20 protein-coding genes are annotated in these 16,615 nt (G+C 68.9%); 9 read left to right on the plus strand and 11 right to left on the minus strand.

Going from position 1 to position 16,615, the window contains the following annotated elements; genetic code table 11:
- The first annotated feature begins 10 nt into the window (after positions 1–10).
- The 5 genes from DAA40_RS14825 to DAA40_RS14840 all read left to right on the plus strand — a co-directional run bounded on the left by DAA40_RS14825 (position 11) and on the right by DAA40_RS14840 (position 4,817).
- Positions 11–913, plus strand: coding sequence for a MoxR family ATPase (locus DAA40_RS14825; protein ID WP_106850498.1), 903 nt, complete (start codon positions 11–13; stop codon positions 911–913).
- 104 nt (positions 914–1,017) lie between these two features.
- Entirely contained in the window at positions 1,018–1,851 is an 834-nt protein-coding gene (locus DAA40_RS14830; protein WP_199849815.1) for a VWA domain-containing protein, read from the plus strand.
- 360 nt (positions 1,852–2,211) lie between these two features.
- Positions 2,212–3,087, plus strand: coding sequence for an HAD-IIA family hydrolase (locus tag DAA40_RS14835; protein WP_234356404.1), 876 nt, complete (start codon positions 2,212–2,214; stop codon positions 3,085–3,087).
- Positions 3,057–3,452: an NUDIX domain-containing protein gene (locus DAA40_RS16795; RefSeq protein ID WP_234356405.1), complete on the plus strand. Its 396-nt coding sequence runs from the start codon at positions 3,057–3,059 to the stop codon at positions 3,450–3,452. The genes DAA40_RS14835 and DAA40_RS16795 overlap by 31 nt, the downstream gene beginning before the upstream one ends.
- Before the next feature lie 372 nt (positions 3,453–3,824).
- Positions 3,825–4,817: a transposase gene (locus tag DAA40_RS14840; RefSeq protein WP_199849816.1), complete on the plus strand. Its 993-nt coding sequence runs from the start codon at positions 3,825–3,827 to the stop codon at positions 4,815–4,817.
- Positions 4,818–5,123: 306 nt separating this feature from the next.
- On the opposite strand, the gene DAA40_RS14845 is transcribed toward DAA40_RS14840, so the two are convergent.
- From DAA40_RS14845 to mftR, 9 genes are all read right to left on the minus strand, one after another.
- Positions 5,124–6,065, minus strand: coding sequence for a heme A synthase (locus tag DAA40_RS14845; protein WP_158716467.1), 942 nt, complete (start codon positions 6,063–6,065; stop codon positions 5,124–5,126).
- Between the two features lie 137 nt (positions 6,066–6,202).
- Positions 6,203–6,730, minus strand: coding sequence for an IS5 family transposase (locus tag DAA40_RS17080; protein WP_370430653.1), 528 nt, complete (start codon positions 6,728–6,730; stop codon positions 6,203–6,205).
- Entirely contained in the window at positions 6,705–7,100 is a 396-nt protein-coding gene (locus DAA40_RS17085; protein WP_370430654.1) for an IS5 family transposase, read from the minus strand. The genes DAA40_RS17080 and DAA40_RS17085 overlap by 26 nt, the downstream gene beginning before the upstream one ends.
- 46 nt (positions 7,101–7,146) lie before the next feature.
- Positions 7,147–7,818 carry a mycofactocin biosynthesis peptidyl-dipeptidase MftE gene (gene mftE / locus DAA40_RS14855; protein ID WP_106850500.1) on the minus strand — a complete coding sequence of 224 codons (672 nt, stop codon included), beginning with the start codon at positions 7,816–7,818 and terminating at the stop codon, positions 7,147–7,149.
- The gene (gene mftF, locus DAA40_RS14860) at positions 7,815–9,170 is read right to left on the minus strand and encodes a mycofactocin biosynthesis glycosyltransferase MftF (protein WP_106850501.1); all 1,356 of its coding nucleotides are present in this window, start codon (positions 9,168–9,170) and stop codon (positions 7,815–7,817) included. Before mftF ends, mftE begins: the two co-directional genes overlap by 4 nt.
- Positions 9,170–10,114 (minus strand): hypothetical protein, encoded by a 945-nt coding sequence (locus DAA40_RS14865; RefSeq protein ID WP_106850502.1) that lies wholly within the window; start codon positions 10,112–10,114, stop codon positions 9,170–9,172. Before DAA40_RS14865 ends, mftF begins: the two co-directional genes overlap by 1 nt.
- A complete protein-coding gene (locus DAA40_RS14870) occupies positions 10,063–11,457 on the minus strand; it encodes a hypothetical protein (RefSeq protein WP_106850503.1) in 1,395 nt (464 codons plus the stop codon). Before DAA40_RS14870 ends, DAA40_RS14865 begins: the two co-directional genes overlap by 52 nt.
- The gene (locus tag DAA40_RS14875; RefSeq protein WP_106850504.1) at positions 11,454–11,777 is read right to left on the minus strand and encodes a DUF6403 family protein; all 324 of its coding nucleotides are present in this window, start codon (positions 11,775–11,777) and stop codon (positions 11,454–11,456) included. Before DAA40_RS14875 ends, DAA40_RS14870 begins: the two co-directional genes overlap by 4 nt.
- A 4-nt stretch (positions 11,778–11,781) precedes the next feature.
- Positions 11,782–12,429, minus strand: a complete 648-nt coding sequence (gene mftR, locus DAA40_RS14880; RefSeq protein ID WP_199849817.1) for a mycofactocin system transcriptional regulator — start codon at positions 12,427–12,429, stop codon at positions 11,782–11,784.
- A gap of 92 nt (positions 12,430–12,521) precedes the next feature.
- Here mftR and mftA point away from each other — a divergent pair, with 92 nt between their 5' ends.
- The 4 genes from mftA to mftD are packed head-to-tail and all read left to right on the plus strand — an operon-like array spanning position 12,522 to position 15,393.
- Complete coding sequence (mftA, locus tag DAA40_RS14885; protein ID WP_199849818.1) at positions 12,522–12,653, plus strand: mycofactocin precursor MftA; 132 nt, start codon at positions 12,522–12,524, stop codon at positions 12,651–12,653.
- 41 nt (positions 12,654–12,694) lie between these two features.
- A complete protein-coding gene (gene mftB / locus DAA40_RS14890) occupies positions 12,695–12,952 on the plus strand; it encodes a mycofactocin biosynthesis chaperone MftB (protein WP_234356406.1) in 258 nt (85 codons plus the stop codon).
- Positions 12,949–14,133 (plus strand): mycofactocin radical SAM maturase, encoded by a 1,185-nt coding sequence (gene mftC / locus DAA40_RS14895; RefSeq protein ID WP_106850506.1) that lies wholly within the window; start codon positions 12,949–12,951, stop codon positions 14,131–14,133. Before mftB ends, mftC begins: the two co-directional genes overlap by 4 nt.
- Positions 14,134–14,163: 30 nt before the next feature.
- Positions 14,164–15,393: a pre-mycofactocin synthase MftD gene (gene mftD, locus DAA40_RS14900; protein WP_106850507.1), complete on the plus strand. Its 1,230-nt coding sequence runs from the start codon at positions 14,164–14,166 to the stop codon at positions 15,391–15,393.
- A 19-nt stretch (positions 15,394–15,412) separates the two neighbouring features.
- Here mftD and DAA40_RS14905 read toward each other — a convergent pair whose 3' ends face one another.
- Complete coding sequence (locus DAA40_RS14905) at positions 15,413–15,706, minus strand: hypothetical protein (protein ID WP_106850508.1); 294 nt, start codon at positions 15,704–15,706, stop codon at positions 15,413–15,415.
- Complete coding sequence (locus DAA40_RS14910) at positions 15,703–16,527, minus strand: HAD family phosphatase (RefSeq protein ID WP_234356407.1); 825 nt, start codon at positions 16,525–16,527, stop codon at positions 15,703–15,705. Before DAA40_RS14910 ends, DAA40_RS14905 begins: the two co-directional genes overlap by 4 nt.
- Positions 16,528–16,615 lie beyond the last annotated feature (88 nt).

Consider the following 16,615-nt stretch of genomic DNA (forward strand, 5'->3'; position numbering starts at 1 on the left):
AGAGTGAGAGTTGACAACGATCCCGACGAACGTGAGCTATGAGGGACTCGGTGAGGAGGTCGTCGGCAGGGAGCGGGAGGTCGAGCTGCTGCTGGCAGCGCTGCAGAGCGGAGCACACGTCGTCCTCGAAGGCCCGCCAGGAACGGGAAAGAGCACGTTGTTGCGCGCGGTCGCCAACCGCCAGCACGTGCCGTTCATCTTCGTGGAGGGGAATGCCGAGCTCACCCCCGGTCGTCTCGTCGGCCATTTCGATCCGGCCCAGGTGCTGGCGCAGGGCTACACGCCCGAGATCTTTGTCGATGGACCGTTGATCGAGGCGATGCGCAGCGGCGGACTGCTCTACATCGAGGAGCTCAACCGGGTTCCCGAAGAGACGCTCAACGTGCTGCTGACCTCGATGTCCGAAGGTGAGGTGCACGTGCCGCGGCTCGGCGCGGTCAGGGCGGCCGAGGGATTCTGCTTCGTCGCCGCGATGAATCCCTATGACTCGGTCGGCACGGCACGGATCTCCGGCGCGATCTACGACCGCACGTGCCGGATCGCGATGGGCTATCAGACCCCGGAGGCGGAGGGACGCATCAGTGAGCTGCGGGCCCCGGACGTGCCTCGAGAGTGGAGGCTGAAGGTCATCGAGCTGATCCGCTCGTCACGCGAGCACGCGGACATTCGCGTGGGCTCCTCGGTGCGCGGAGTGATCGACATGATCAAGGTGGCCGACGCGCTCGCGAGGACCCGGGGCGTCGACGTCAGCGACTGGCACCTGGGGCTCGACGCGGCCACGGTCGCCCTGTCTGGTCGCATCCGGCTGCACGAGTCCACCACCCGCACGCCCGAGGAGGTCGTGCGCGAGCTCTACGAGGCCGTCTTCGGCCGCGAGCCCCGTGAGGACGACGACTCATCGGGGGAAGCGTAGACCCGGCTGACCTGCAGTCCGAATCGGCGCCACCGCCGCCCGGACGAGGCCAGTCGGGTCCCAAGCAGCGCACCAAGGGACGCCAGGAGCTGAAGGCGAACCCGATGTTCGAGGAGGTGTCGCCCGAAGTCGGCGAGCTTGACGAGGCCGCCGTCGACGAGGCGATGTCGGAGAATCCCGACGACATGATGGCGCTGCTCGGCGAGCTGGTGCAGGCCACCGACGAGGAGCTGCGACGCAAGGCGAAGGAGCTCGCTGCCCGCCTCGTGCTGGACCGGGCCCGCTTCGGCCGGCCCGGTGGCCGGGGTACCGCACGCATGCGCCGGGTGCCCGCCGACCGCGGGGGCGACATCGACATCGACGCGTCGATGGACGCGATCGTGGAGGCTCGCTCCGGTGGCAGGAATCCGTCGCTGGAAGAGATCTGGGCCCGTGACTGGGCGCGCACCGATCTCGCGATCTGTGTCGTCCTAGACACCTCCGGGTCGATGAGCGGTGACCGGCTGACCGCCTCGGCGATTACCGCCGCTGCCTGCGCCTGGCGGGCGCCGGGCGAGCTGGCGGTGCTGCAGTTCGCCAAGGAGGTCAAGGTGCTGCGACACATCGAGGGCGGCAAGCCCAGCGGTCCGCTGGTGGGCGAGGTCCTCGGGCTACGTGGACACGGCGTCACCGGCCTGGCCGGAGCCCTGCGCGCTGCGGCCGACGAGCTGGGACGGGCCCGCGCCGCGCGCCGGATCGTCGTGCTGCTGTCGGACTGCCGCGCCACGGACGACGACGACCCGTTGCCGGCCGCGGCCCAGATCGACGAGCTGCTGATCCTCACGCCGGACGACGACACCGCCGCAGCCGAGGAGCTGGCGCTGGCCGCTGGCGCGCGCTGGCGGCATCTCCCAGGTCCGACCGCTGCCCCCGCCCTCATCAACGACCTGCTGGGCTAGCTAAGTTCTGTTGAGGATGACGACCTGGCACGTCTCAACAGATAGCCGCGGGAGCTGGTCGCGACGACCCGCGAGGTCCGGACGCCGGGTAGTGGTCTAGGGCGTGTCTCCCAATTGGCGACGCGTGCCACAGTGCTGCGCGCTCGGCGGCATGTGCGGATGTGCCCGGCTCTGAAACCGGGGTAGTGTCGTCGTGCCGGGATTGGGCAGCTAGGGTTCCGCTCCACCTGCGTGGGGGTTTGTGACCGAGCGCTGCATCTGCCGTCGTGGCGGTAGGCACCCAGGGCACAAAACGCCGGAGGGGGAAGGCTCAGCTGCTGCATGCGCTGAGACGTGTTCCCTCACGGATGGAGACCGGTGATGCTCGCCGATCAGTACGACCTGTTTCTGCTCGACCTCGATGGCGTGGTGCGCCTGGGCCCGGGCCTGCTCCCGGGTGCTGACCGGGCGGTGGCCCGGTTGCGTGAAGCGGGCAAGGACGTGCGATTCGTCACGAACGACCCACGCCCGACCCGTACCCAGGTCGCCACCGAGTTGACGACCCTGGGTGTTCCTGCCGCCGCCGAGGAGGTCGTGACGAGCGGGTGGGCGTGCGGGGTGTACCTGGCCGGTCGCGGCGCCCGGTCGGCGCACGTGATCGGGTCGCCGGGCCTGGCCCAGGAGATCACGGGCAGCGGGCTGCGGCTGTCTGATACGGCTCCGGACGCGGTGGTCGTGGGGTGCGACGAGACGATCGGCTACGAGGACATCCGCGCAGCGGCAGCGTTGATCCGAGCGGGCGCGCAGTTCGTGGCCACGAACAACGACGCCACGTTCCCGACCCCCACCGGGCCGTGGCCGGCGACCGGGGCCATCGTCGCCGCGGTCCAAACCGCGTCCGGGGTGCGGCCTGTCGTGGTGGGCAAACCCGCGCCGGTCATGTTCGAGATGGCCCTCGCCGGCCTGAACGCAGCCACGACGCGGGCAGTCATGGTCGGCGACACGGCCGCCACCGATGTGCTCGGCGCCCACCGCGCGGGCCTGCCTGCCGTCCTCGTTTCACCCACCACCCCCGGCCCCTCAGAGGCGCTGGAGGCCCCCGGCTGGTCCCCGACGCCGTCGTCCGTGACCTGGCCGGCTTGTTCGACCCCGGTACCGGCCTCACGGCTCCTGTGCGGGTCGGGGCGGCGCGGCCGGCAGAGATACGGGCCGGGGTGGCTGCGGTCGTGCTCGACGACCGGGGCCGGGTGCTGCTGATGCGCCGCGCCGACACCGGTGCGTGGGGGATCCCCTCCGGGCACGTCGAACCGGGTGAGACCGTCGCCCACGCCGCCGTCCGCGAGGTGGCCGAAGAGACCGGCCTCGAAGTTGCCGTCGAGCGCCTGGTCGGGGTCTACTCCGACCCTGCCAGCCAGGTCATCACGTATCCCGATGGGCGCGTGAGCCACTTCATCACGACCTCGTTCGCGTGTCGCGTCACCGGCGGATGGTTGCGCCCCGACGGAGTCGAGGCACTCGATGCACGCTTCTTCCCCACGACGAACCTGCCCCAGCCCCTCATGCGCATGCACCCCCAATGGCTCGACGACACCCTCGAGGGCAGGACCGGAATCAGCCGATGAGCTGACCAAGCTTGCTCGTCAGGACTATGTGGGCGATCGGCGTGCGCACGCACCAAACAAGCAACGGCAGAGTCGGACGCCGCCCTGCCGCTATTTCCCTCACGCGGCATGGTCGGACGTCAGCCGGAGGCTACGTCCTCAGCGCGGCTACTAGTTCCATTGGCGGTAGGACCGGTGCCCGGCCAGGCTCGGTCTAGGTGGTCGGGGTGGACGCTCTCTTTGCGGCTGTCCACTCGCGTGGTGTGACTCTCATCTGGCGTGCGCTGCCTCGACCACCGCAGGGCCGGGGAGGCTGAAGAAGGGAATGCTCTGCCGGTAGTAGCGGTGCCCCCTGACCCGACACAACTCGTCGTCGATGGTCAGGAGGACAGCGTGAGGAACAGCGACAACCAGACACCACCGCGGGTGGTGATCGGGATGGATCCGCACAAGCGGTCGGTGACGATCGAGGTCATGACCCCGGACGAGGGGATCGTGGGGCACGGCCGATTCGGCACGGACGAGGCCGGCTTCGCCGCGATGCTCGACTACGCCCGCCGGTGGCCTGATCGGGTGTGGGCGATCGAGGGCTGCGAGGGCATCGGCCGTCATGTCGCCCACCGGCTCCTGCCACTGGGCGAGGAGGTCGTGGACGTGCCGGCGAAGCTGTCCGCCCGGATGCGCGTCTTCGCGACCGGACAGGGCAGGAAGACCGACGACACCGATGGCCACTCGATCGCCTTGGTCGGGGTGCGCATGCAGGGCCTGCAGTCGGTCGTGCACGACGAGCAGCTCAAGCTGTTGCGGCTGCTCGTGGACCGGCGCCGGCGCATCGGTGAGGACCACTCCCGCATGATCTGTCAGTTGCACGCACTGATCCTCGAGCTCGTCCCGGGCGGCGCGAAGAGGGATCTTTCCGCTGCCCAGGCCCGCGCCATCCTCGCCAAGGTCCGGCCGCGGGATGCGGTCGGCAAGGCCCGTAAGCGGGTCGCGATGGAGCTCGTCGTCGACCTCGAACGCCTCTACCAGCGCAAGAAGGCCGCGAACAAAGAGCTCACCGATCTCGTCAAGGCGACCGGGACCGGGTTGCTCGATCTGCGAGGGATCGGCCCGTCGGGCGCTGCCCGGTTGCTGGTCGAGGTCGGCGACATCACCCGCTTCCCCAGCAAGGCCCACTTCGCGTCCTGGACCGGCACCGCTCCGATCGACGTGTCCTCGGCGAGCACACCCACCACCGGCTGTCCCGCGGTGGGAACCGTCAGATCAACCGGGTCCTGCACATCATGGCCATCGTCCAGCTGCGCAACCGCGCCAGCGCAGGCCGTGCCTACTACGACCGGAAGATCGCCGCGGGGAAGGCCCCGAACTCAGCGATGCGGTGCCTGAAACGGCGTCTGTCCGACATCGTGTACCGGACCCTGCTCAACGACCTCATCGTCGCCGGGCAGCCGGCGCCGCTGATACCCGACGGCTCGCCAGCCGCCGCCGCTGTCGACGACGAAGGAGCGGGCCCGGGAGGACACCGGGGCGCGTCACTGACATCCAGCGCGACCGGCTCACAGCCCCACACCGGCACTTCGGATCAATCACTTCCCGGACCCGCCGACACCCACCCTAAGACCCCTCGCGAGACCGCCGCTTGACACAGAAGGGAGCCAGAGGCGGACGTCTAGTTCGGGTGCTGCTGGAGGATCACCTGCTGGGTTCGACGGCGTTGAGCGGGCTTGTGGTGTCGAGGATGAGGCGGACGGCGCCGGCCCAGACGAGGCAGGCTCCGAAGAGGTGGACCACGACCAGCCAGGACGGTAAGGCGGTGGTGGACTGAATGATGCCCACGAGGGCCTGGAAGCCGAGGGCGCCGAGGAAGAGCTGGGCACGCATGGAGCCGATCCCACGAGGATCGGCTCGGTGGAGTCGAACGGCGAGGAGCCCGGCGAGGACACAGGTTGCGGCGACGGCTGCGGCATGGATGAGGGTCATGGCGAGCCAGTTGAAGGGCATGCGTTCGATGTCGGCGGAGTCACCCGCATGGGGTCCGGTGCCGGTGGCCAGGGTGCCGAGCACGATGGTCACGACGGTGGAGGCCAGGCAGGCCAGGGCGAGGCGTCGCTCGGTTGATGGGGCGGGCGTGTCGGCGGCCTGGTCGGGGCGGGTGTATTCGCGGACCCGGTGCCAGGTGATGGTCGTGGTGGTGAGCAGGCCCATGGCGGCGAGGAAGTGGAGGGCGACCATCCAGGGGCTGAGCCGGGTCAGGACGGTGATGCCACCGACGACGGCGTTGACCACCACCAGTGCGAGCTGTGCCCACCCTGCCCGGGCGATGAGTCGCGGCGCTGGGACCCGTTGCAGGGCGACGACCACGATGAGGACCAATACGAGGGTGGACAGGGCCCCGGTGAGCATGCGGTTGCCGAACTCGATCAGGCCATGGACGCCGAGCTCGGGCGTGGTGGCCAGTGAGTCGGACTCGCAACGTGGCCAGGTCGGGCAGCCCAGCCCCGAGCCAGTGACGCGGACGATGCCGCCGGTGATCACGATGACCACGCTCATCGCGAGGGTTGCAGCGCTGGCGGCGACCACAGCACGCGGCGTGAGCCTGCGCCAGGAGGTGGTTGAGGGGGCGAGTGTCGACACGGCCGCGACTCTACGCCTTCCGAATCAAGGCAGCCCTGCTCGTGGCCCCCGCTAGTGCTCAACCAACGGCAGTGGCGGACACCTCCCTCCGCTGACATCGACATGAGCGAGCTGTCACGCGCGCCCTCCGGCCGCGTCTACGACCCCTGGGCCAGGGCAGGGAGCCAGAGCAGGATCGCGCGCAGGAACACCCCGGCGCGGTAGGTCGAGGCGAGTTTGTCGTACCGCGTGGCCAGGCCACGCCACTGCTTGAACCGTTGGAAGCTGTTCTCGATGACGTGCCGTTTGGCGTATCTGGCCGGGTCGGTGCGCGGAGGCCGTCCGCCACGAGATCCGCGACGCTTCCGGTGCGCCTTCTGGTCAGCCGGCTCGGCGATCACGGCAGTGATTCCCCGACCGCGCAGCAGGGCTCGGTGCGCCCGTGAGGAGTAGGCCTTGTCGGCCATCACGGCATCAGGGGTGGTACGTGGACGCCCCGCTCCTTCGCGGGGGACACGCAAGGCGGCGAGAAGGTGGGGGAACATTCTGGAGTCGCTGCCCTGCCCGGGCGCGACGGCGATGACCATGGGGCGGCCTTTGCCGTCACACACCTGATGAACCTTGGTCGACAGCCCTCCGCGGGAGCGACCGATCGCGTGATCACCCGGCTCGGGAAACTGCTTCATGTAATTCGCTGGGTCCCCCCGCGCGGCGGGTGGTGTTCGTCGCGTGCTGGTGTGCGCGAGCGATGGTGGAGTCCACGGCGACATCCCAATCGATCTCACCAACGGCGTCCGCCCTGCCCAGCAAGGCGGTCAGGACCTTGTCCCACGTCCCGTCACCAGCGAACAGACGGTGTCTCTTCCACACGGTCTGCCACGGCCCGAACTCCCGCGGCAGGTCGCGCCAAGCGATCCCCGTCCGGTACCGGTAGATGATCCCCTCGACCACCAGACGGTGATCCCGGAAACGCCGCCCCCGCCGCCCATCGCTGGAGGGCATCAACGGCACGATCAACGCCCACTCCGCATCCGACAGCACCCGCGTCCGCGACATGCCCCCACCCTGTACCCCGACCACGCAGGCATTTGGGAGACACGCCCTAGTACGCACCCAGTGACTGGACGATGCGACCGATGAGGTCATCGAGCAGGGCAGCGCCCTCCTCCGCGCTCGCGCCGGTGGGGTCCCCGAGCACCCCGTTCTTACTCACTGCGCGTATCCCGGCCTCGCGCATCTTCGGCATGAGCTCGCCGATGGGTGCGGTGTTGCCGGGCTCGGCGAGATCGAGCCGCACCGCCCCGGGCGCGATATACAGCAGTACGGATGTCTCGGTGCGGCCGGCGTGGGCGTCCGCACCGGGGAAGTGACAGTGCGCGACGAGCAGTTCGCGGCCCTCGTGGTCGCACACCTCTTGTGCGGCCGCGATCGCGGGTCCGTTGCCACCGTGCCCGTTCACCACGACGACCTTCGCGTAGTCCCTCGACGCGTCCCGGACGAGCTCGACGAGAACCCGCGCGAGCACCTCAGTGCCGATCGAGAGAGTCCCGGCGAACCCCGAGTGCTCACCGCTCGCGCCGAAGGGGATCGATGGCGCCAGCGCACTTCGGTCCAGCCGCGCAGCGATCTCGCGGGCGACGTACGACGCGATGATCGTGTCGGTGGCGAGCGGCAGGTGCGCTCCGTGCTGCTCGGTCGAGCCGAGCGGTACGACGAGGGTGTCCGGCCGGTCTGCGCCCAGGTCGATGCTGGCAGCGGTAGACAGGTCGATCATCGTCGGCTCCATCTCAGGCGCGGCAGGACCAGCTGCGGATCACGTCTCAGCACCGCTGCGCGCCACACGCCCGATGAATAGGCGGCGTCGTCGAGTAGCTGCCAGATCGCACCGGACGGCGACCTGCGCTGCACCAGCGCGGAGATTGCAATGGCGATCGCGGCCCGGCGTCGGAATCCCTTGTGCAACAACGAAAGCGCGAGCGCAAGGGGAAGCATCGGCCGCGTTAGCATGCGGCTCAGCGCTTCGGCAGATCTGAGCTGGGCGCGAGCCTTGACGCTGACGGCGGCTGCAGGGGGAATCGCTGGTAGTCCCCGAGGTGCGACGGCCAGCCCGACGAGCGCTGCGGCACATGCCGCCATCGGCTGCCCTGCGATCCACAGCAGCCACGGGATCGCCGTCTGTGCTGGAAAGGAGCCATGTCGCATGAGACCCGGATGCCGGTCGGCCAACGCGCCCGAGCTGACGCCGTACTCCGCTCGGCGTCCGAGCGCAGCGGCGAGCGAGCGGCGTGCTCGGTGGCTGACGACCACGGTCGGCTCGTAATAGACCCCTTGATCGGCGAGCCGCCATACGAGGTCGACATCCTCCCCAACGCGTAGCTGCTCGTCGAAACCGCCTGCATCAAGGAAATCTTGGCGGCGCACCAGCAAAGCGGCGCTCGGCACATACGACAGGAAACCGGACGGCGAGACATATCTGGGATCGCTGCCCATATCAAGCGCGCAGACGGCTTGCTCGAACTGAGCCGCGAGCCCGTCTGCGGGCTCGGTCGTGATTCGTGGCGCGATCGCCACCACCTCGTCGGCGTATGCTCCGAGCGCGGCTATCCATCCGGCGCAGGCAACGAGATCCGCGTCAGCGAATGCGACCCACGGGGTAGTTGCCGCCCGGGCGCCCGCGTTACGTGCGGCAGCGGGACCGAGCGGCTCGTCGTGCCGGATCACCGTCAACGGTGCGTCGTGAGCCAGCTGTCCGGCGAGGGGCACCGGTGATCCGTCGTCCACCACGATCGCGGGCCTGCGTGGGGCGGAGTCGAGCACGCGTTGGACGTCGTCCGCCGCGGCGTGAGCCGGGATCACCAACGTCGCTTCGATCGAGCCCAGCTCACGGGTCGGTCGAGTCACCAGGTTCCCGCGCGCGAGCCGCTTCATCAGCGTCCGCTCGGCCGGGCCAAGCTCTGTACCGCGCGGCCCGGCGATGAGCGAGCGCACGAAGGCCGCGCCCCGGTCGGTGAGCCGAACCGCGCGGAACGGGTCGCCGCCGACGAGGGTGCGCGCGCCCGCCCAGCGCGTGTGGCGAGCCAGCTGCCAATGATCCCGGCGCGGCCGTAGGGCGGACCGTCGGCTCATCACGCGGACTCGATGCCCGACTCGGAATCGAGCGGGTCCATACGATCGGCCAGGCGCTCCACCCGATCGAGCTGCTCGTCGAGTGATGAGGCGGTCTCGGACGTGACGACGACATCCGCATTCAGCTCGACGTATTCCTTCGTCAACCGTTGGTAGAGATGCATGAACCGGCGGTCAGCCGCGGTCCGGCGCCGTTCCGGCGTCGACATGATCTGCCCGGCTCGCACGTCCGCGGCGAGCAGTCGAACTCCGACGGAGGCGAGGAGGTTGCCACGCCGGGCGACCTTGCCCGAGAGCGTGATGTCCTCATCGATCGAGTCGGCGATCTGGTCGCCCAGTCTGCGCCCGCGGGCATAGAGCAGGAGTGAGCCGAGAACCGCCGTACTGCCGGCGATCCCAGCCACGATGTAGCGGCCGAGCGGGGGAGTGATCGCTCGTGCCTCCTGCGGCGCCAGGCCGGCGGCGACGAGGCGGTCGAAGGTGCTGGCCAGCACGCGGGCCGACTGGATCGGATCGTCGACGACCATCTTGATCCCGTACTGCATCACCATCTCGGAGGCGTACGCCTTGCCGAAGGCCTCGTCGGGGTCATCGGCCCCGGGCAGGAAGGAGCAGCCGTACATGTTGAGGTCCTCGTCGAGCACCGCGACGAAGGAGCCGGCAGCCACCGAATCCACGTCGTCGCAGATGTCCCGGCCGCGTCCGTCCATCTGCCCGTCGAGATAGATCGCCACGAGATGCCGGTTCCCGATGATCCGCTCCGCCTCGGCCTCGTCGATGTTGACGCCCGGTTCGACGTACACGTTGCTGACCCGCACGTCCTTGGCGATCTCACCATCGAACAGCCCAGATCCCCACAGCATCGCGATAGTGAGCAGCAGGCACGTGAGCATCAGCCCGAGCTCGGAGGCGTTGATGCGCTCACTGCGCCACCGGCGGGGCACGATTCCCCTCCTTCGAGGGAGATTGCCGGTCGGTAGCCGGGCCGGTGGGTGATCTCGGCGACCTCGTCGAGGTCGGACTCGGCTCGTTCCAGCAGCGCCTCGACGTCCTCACTGGTGGTAGACGGTTCTTCGAGAGAGTCGCGGGCCTCCACCAGCGCCCGGCTCGCACGGACGAACGCCGGCCGGGCGTCCTCGGTCACCAGCGCGTTGACCTCCACCGCGAGATCGCTCAGCCCGGCGAACCGCCTCGCCAGCGGCCGCGGCATGGCGGGTGCGGATCTCGGCGTGGAAGAGGTACGCGGAGCCAGCGCGAGGGCGAGCATCACGGCCGCGAGCCCCGCGCAGATCCACGGCAGTATCGGCAGGGTGATGTTCAGCGGGTCCGGCGCGACGTAGGGCATCTCGCGGTCGAACATGCCACTCGCCCGAAACTGCTCGACCCGGTCGAGACTCACGCGAAGCACCGTCTCCTGGCTGTAGGCGTACTTGGACAGCCGCTCTTCGAACTGCCCGTAGAACGAGGCCGCGATCGCCGGCTCGATGGCCTCGATCTCCTCGCTGCGGTAGTCGATCCAAAGGCCTGTCATGCTGACGACCGGCCGGCCGGGAAAGGCGTCGGCGACGACGGCAGAGTAGTCGACCGCCGCCTCGCCTGGCGCGGGGGACGGCGCCACGACGTACAACGGTTCCTGCGTGAAAGCGTTCGTGTCTGGCCGCTCGAACGGCTCGACTCCCCCGAGGAAGGCGATCCCGTCGTCCTGCAGGTCGGCGACGACGGCCGCGGCCTCCTCAGGGGAGGGCTCCCGGGTGACCATCGGCCGCAACCCGTCAGGATCCGGCTCATCGGCGGCGTGGGCCAGCAGCGCGATGACCGACGACGTCACGTCCCGCGCGCCCATCGAGGCGCGGACCTCCTCGAAGCTCGCAGCGCTCGTGGCGTAGCCGTCGTAGGTGACATGCGTGCCCGCGACCACCACCACGTCGCTCGGCGCGTCGATCGTCAGCTGGTCATCGGGGTGAACGGCCGGCAGCACCAGGACCTGACTGGCGCCAGCCTTGTCCATCCACTCGCTTACCAGCGGCTCGTCCATGACTGCGTAGCCACCCGGGAGTACGACAAAGCGCTGGTCTCCATACTCCGCGGCGATCTGCTCATAGGTGGGCATCTCCGGTCGTGGATCTGCCGCCGCGGCGCGGTCGTCGGAGACCTGCGTCGCGTAGGTGACGTCTGGCTGCTGCTGCTGGTTCGTGACGAAGATCAGCGCGGTCAGCACGAACAACGTCATGGCAACCCATTCCAGGATCTTGCGGCGGCGATCTGGGATGTCGAGGTGCCGACTCATGTGCCCGGACCGGACTCTGGTGACGCCGCTCGCCATCGCGTCTCGGCGCGTTCGGCGAGCTCTCGCGCGTGGACCGCGACCGCCGGGTCGGTGAGCGCCGACAGGAGAGCGGTGGCGTCATCGAGATCGCGTTGCGCGTCACGGACCTCACGCGGGCAGCCGTCGCGGGCCGCCTCCGCGAGACTCAATGCCCGCCGCGCCCGCGCGGTCTCGGCCTCGAGACGGCCGCGACGCTCGCGTGCCCTGCCTCGTGTCGCGGCGATGACGCCTGCGATGAGCAGTCCGCTAGCCCCGGCCGCCCATAGGATCCAGTCCGGCATGCGCTCAGTCCTCGCCCTCGCGCGTCGACCGGTCGTGATCGCCCGATCCAGGATCGATCGACTCTCCGAGGACGCCCAGGGCCTGCTCGAGCAGGTCGAGCAGGTCCGAGCCGGGATCGGCCAGCCACTGCTCGTACGAGGCGAGCGACGCGCCCAGCGCGATGTGCCCCACGACCGCGGGGGCGAAGTCCGCTGACGAGCAGCCGATGCGGTCGGCAGCCAGCGTTGCGACCACCGAACGCCACTTCGCGTACCGCAGGGTCGCGTGCGCCTGCAAGGTCGGGTTGCCCATGATGAGACCCATGCGCACCCGGTGACTGGCCATGACCTCGGGCGCGAAGCTGTTGAAATGGATGACGCCGGCGCGGATCGCCTCCAGCAGCGGAAGGTCGGCGGTCGCGCTGCGCAGCCAGTCCTGCCACTCGTCCAGGTGCGCATCGAACAGCCCCCAGACGATGTCGTTCTTCGAGGGGAAGTAACGAAAGATCGTGCGGCGTCCCACCCCGATCTCGGCGGCGATGTCATCGACGGAGACGGCATCAAACCCCCGTTCGGCGAACAGTCGCAGCCCCGCCTCCTCGATCTCGGCATGACTCGTAGACGGACGCCGCCCGGGGCGGCCGAACCTGCTCGAATCCACCGGGATCGACAAGACGCTTCCTTTCGACACCAAGTGCCAGTATGGTGCAGGTCATAGCCGCGCACCAGCCCGGCCATCGCTGTCTCCCCGGAAAAGAGGATGCCATGACCGCACAGACCGCTCCGCTGACCGACCAGGACACCGCCGTCGTCGACGAGAACACTACCCCCGAGCTCGTCGAGGAGGACACCCTCGTCGAGGAGGTCTCGATCGACGGCATGTGCGGCGTCTACTAGGCGTGCTTGACTCCCGTGCCGCATGGGCACTGCATCCCGCGGTGTCTGTGCGGCCAGAGCCGTTCGGCGCGTTGCTGTACCACTTCGGCAACCGCAAGCTCTCCTTCCTCAAGGACCGCACCCTGCTCGAGCTTGTGCGGGCCCTCGACGAGCACCCCTCCCTCGACGCCGCGCTTGACGCCTGCGGCGTCCCCGAGACACAGCACTCTCGCTACCTGAAGGCAATCCAAACCCTCGTCGCCAGTGAGATCGTCGTACGCCGCGACGCCGTCACGGCCGACGCCAAGGAGACCGCATGAGCCTCGTGAAGCAGTTCGAGCTCGGCCTCGACGCCCCCATCTGCCTGACGTGGGAGCTTACCTACGCCTGCAACCTCGCCTGCGTGCACTGCCTGTCCAGCTCGGGCAGGCGCGACCCCAACGAGTTGAGCACCGATGAGGCGAAGGCCGTCATCGACGAGCTGCAACGCATGCAGGTCTTCTACGTGAACATCGGCGGCGGCGAGCCCACGATCCGCAATGACTTCTGGGAGCTGGTCGACTATGCGACCAGCCACCAGGTCGGCGTGAAGTTCTCGACCAACGGCTACCGCATCACCCCTGAGGTCGCGCAGAAGCTCGCGGCGTCCGACTACGTCGATGTCCAGATCTCCCTCGACGGCGCCGACTCCGGCATCAATGACGACGTCCGCGGCGCGGGCTCCTTCGACACCGCCATCCGGGCGATGGAGAACCTCAAGGCCGCCGGCTTCAAGGGCTTCAAGCTGTCTGTCGTCTGCACCCGGCACAACATCCCACAGCTCGATGAGTTCAAGGCGATCGCCGACAAGTACGACGCCCAGCTGCGGCTGACCCGGTTACGTCCCAGCGGCCGCGGTGCCGACACCTGGGACCAGTTGCACCCGCTGCCGCACCAGCAGCGCGAGCTCTACGACTGGCTGATGGCGCGCGGTGACGACGTCCTCACCGGCGACTCGTTCTTCCACCTCGCCGCGTACGGCGAGTCGCTACCGGGCCTGAACCTGTGCGGCGCGGGCCGCGTGGTCTGCCTGATCGACCCCGTGGGCGATGTCTACGCTTGCCCGTTCGCCATCCATGAGAACTTCCTCGCCGGCAACGTCCGCGACGAAGGCGGCTTCCAACGCGTCTGGCGCAGCTCGGAGCTGTTCCGCGAGCTGCGCGAGCCGCAGACCGGCGGTGCCTGCGCGTCCTGCGAGTTCTTCGACTCGTGCCGCGGAGGGTGCATGGCTGCGAAGTTCTTCACCGGCCTGCCCCTCGACGGCCCCGACCCGGAGTGCGTGCAGGGCTACGGAGCGAACCTGCTCGAGCAGCGGGAGGGCGTCGTCCTGCCCAAGCCAAGCGTCGACCACTCCAAGAACAGCAAGCGGGGACCGGTCCCCGTCACCATCGGACGGCGCCCACCCGTCAGCGCGTGCGCCGAGGATCCCCTGGCCGGGTTCCAGGCGCCGGCCGGCGTCTAGGTCGCTACCCAGACAGAAAGCAGGATCAGCATGCCCAAGATCAAGAACCCGTGGGCCCAGAATCCCTGGTTCGAGTCCGTCGCCGAAGCCCAGCGACGCGCCAAGAAGCGGCTGCCGAAGTCCGTCTACAAGGCGCTGCTCGCGGGGAGCGAGCGCGGCGTGACCTATCACGACAACATGGACGCCTTCGCCGAGCTCGGCTTCGCGCCGCACGTTGCCGGACTGTCCAACACCCGCGATCAGGCCACTTCGATCATGGGGCAGGACATCTCCCTTCCGGTGCTGATCTCGCCGACCGGCGTGCAGGCCGTGCACCCCGAGGGGGAGGTCGCCGTCGCGCGTGCCGCCGCCGCGCGGGGCACCGCGATGGGACTGAGCTCGTTCGCGAGCAAGCCGGTCGAGGAGGTGTGCGCGGTCAACGACAAGGTCTTCTTCCAGGTCTACTGGCAAGGCGGCAGGGAGTCGATGAGCCGTCGTATGGATCGTGCCCGGGCTGCCGGCGCCAAAGGCCTGATCCTCACGCTGGACTGGACGTTTGGTTTCGGGCGGGACTGGGGCAGCCCGGCGATCCCCGAGAAGATGACCGTCGGCGAGATCATCAAGCATCTCCCTGAGGGCGTCGTGCGGCCCGCCTGGGGCATCCAATGGCTCAAGAGCGGCGCGATTCCGGACCTGACCACGCCGAACCTCACCGAACCCGGCCAGGACGCCCCCACCTTCTTCGGCGCCTACGGCGAATGGATGCAGACCCCGCCGCCAACCTGGGATGACATCGCCTGGGTCGCGAAGGAGTGGGGTGGCCCCACGATGCTCAAGGGGATCTGCCGAGTGGACGATGCCAAGCGCGCGGTGGACGCCGGCATGACGGCGATCTCGGTCTCCAACCACGGCGGCAACAACCTGGACACCACTCCTGCGACCATCCGGATGCTGCCGGCGGTCGCCAAGGCGGTGGGCAACGATGTCGAGGTACTGCTGGACGGCGGTATCCGGCGCGGCGGCGATGTGCTGAAGGCCATCGCGCTCGGCGCGAAGGCCGTGATGATCGGCCGCGCCTACCTGTGGGGCCTCGGAGCAAACGGTCAAGCGGGAGTCGAGAATGTCCTCGATATCCTGCGCAGCGGCATCGACGCGGCGCTGCTCGGGCTCGGCAAGGAGTCGATCCACCAGCTCACTGCGGACGACATCGTGATTCCCGCCGACTTCCAGCGGTCGTACGGCGATCGCCACGAGATCGCCACGCAGCACCGGGACGCCTGATCTGACCTGCGGCGGCGGGTCAGTGCGGCGCGAGGAACAACCCCGTGGCGGCGACGCCGATGATCAGCAGCACGGTCGCCAGACCCACCACTGCCCATTGCCCGGTCACCGCGGCGACCACTAGTCCCGCGGCGTAGGCGAGCAACGGTCCGGTGATCGACAGCGCCACACCGAGCCGTGCCCGACGCAGTGCCTCGGGGCTGGCGCAGCGCTTCGGAAGGGTCCGGGCCTCTCGGCCGAACAGATGCGCGGCGAGCGCGACGGCGGTCACCAGCAGCCACGCGCCGATCGTCGTCCAGACCTGCCAGCTCATGCTGTGCCGGAGGGGTGGCTGACGCGCCACTTCTTCGCGCTGAACCAGGCCAGGCCGGCGATCGCCGCGGCGGCGCCGATCGCTGCCGTGCTGAGCACGACCGGCTTGGGTGCGGCGAGGCGGTCCAGACGCTCCTGCAGCGAGACGCCGTGCGAGAACCGCAGCACGGGCCAGTCATGCTCGATCGCGATCGACTTGAGCTCCCGGTCGGGGTTGACGACGGCGGGGTGGCCCACCGCCTCGAGCATCGGCAGGTCGGTGATCGAGTCGCTGTAGGCGTAGCACTGCGCCAGGTCGTAACCGTGCTTGGTCGCCATCTCGCGCATCGCGACCGCCTTGTTCGGACCGTAGGCGTAGAAGTCGATCTCTCCGGTGTACTTCCCGTCCTCGACAGCGATCCGGGTGGCGACGACGTGGTCCGCGCCGAGCATGCCGGCGATCGGCTCGACGACCTCGGATCCGCTGGCCGACACCACCACCACATCGCGTCCGGCCGCCTTGTGCTCCGCGATCAACGTGGTCGCCTCTTCGTACACGATGGGAGATACAACATCGTGCAGCGTCTCGGCGACGATCGAGCGCACCTGAGAGACGTCCCAGCCTGCCACGAGCTGCGTGAGGTGACGGCGGACCTTCTCGATCTGGTCCTCGTCGGCGCCGTTGCCCATGAACACCAGCTGTGCGTAGGTCGACTTGATGACCCCGCGGCGGCTGATCAGGCCGCCGGCGAAGAAGTGCTTGCCGAACGCCAAGGCGCTGGACTTGGCGATGATGGTCTTGTCGAGGTCGAAGAACGCTGCTTGCCGCTGGGCGGTGCTCACGCCGCTCAGCATATGACGCGCGGCTCCTAGCAGATGCCGCCCACCGGCACCGGTGCTGACCAGGCGTTCGTCCACAGCCGCGCGGCTC

It is taken from the genome of Blastococcus sp. Marseille-P5729, from assembly GCF_900292035.1.
In the GTDB taxonomy this organism is placed as follows: Bacteria; Actinomycetota; Actinomycetes; order Mycobacteriales; family Antricoccaceae; genus Cumulibacter.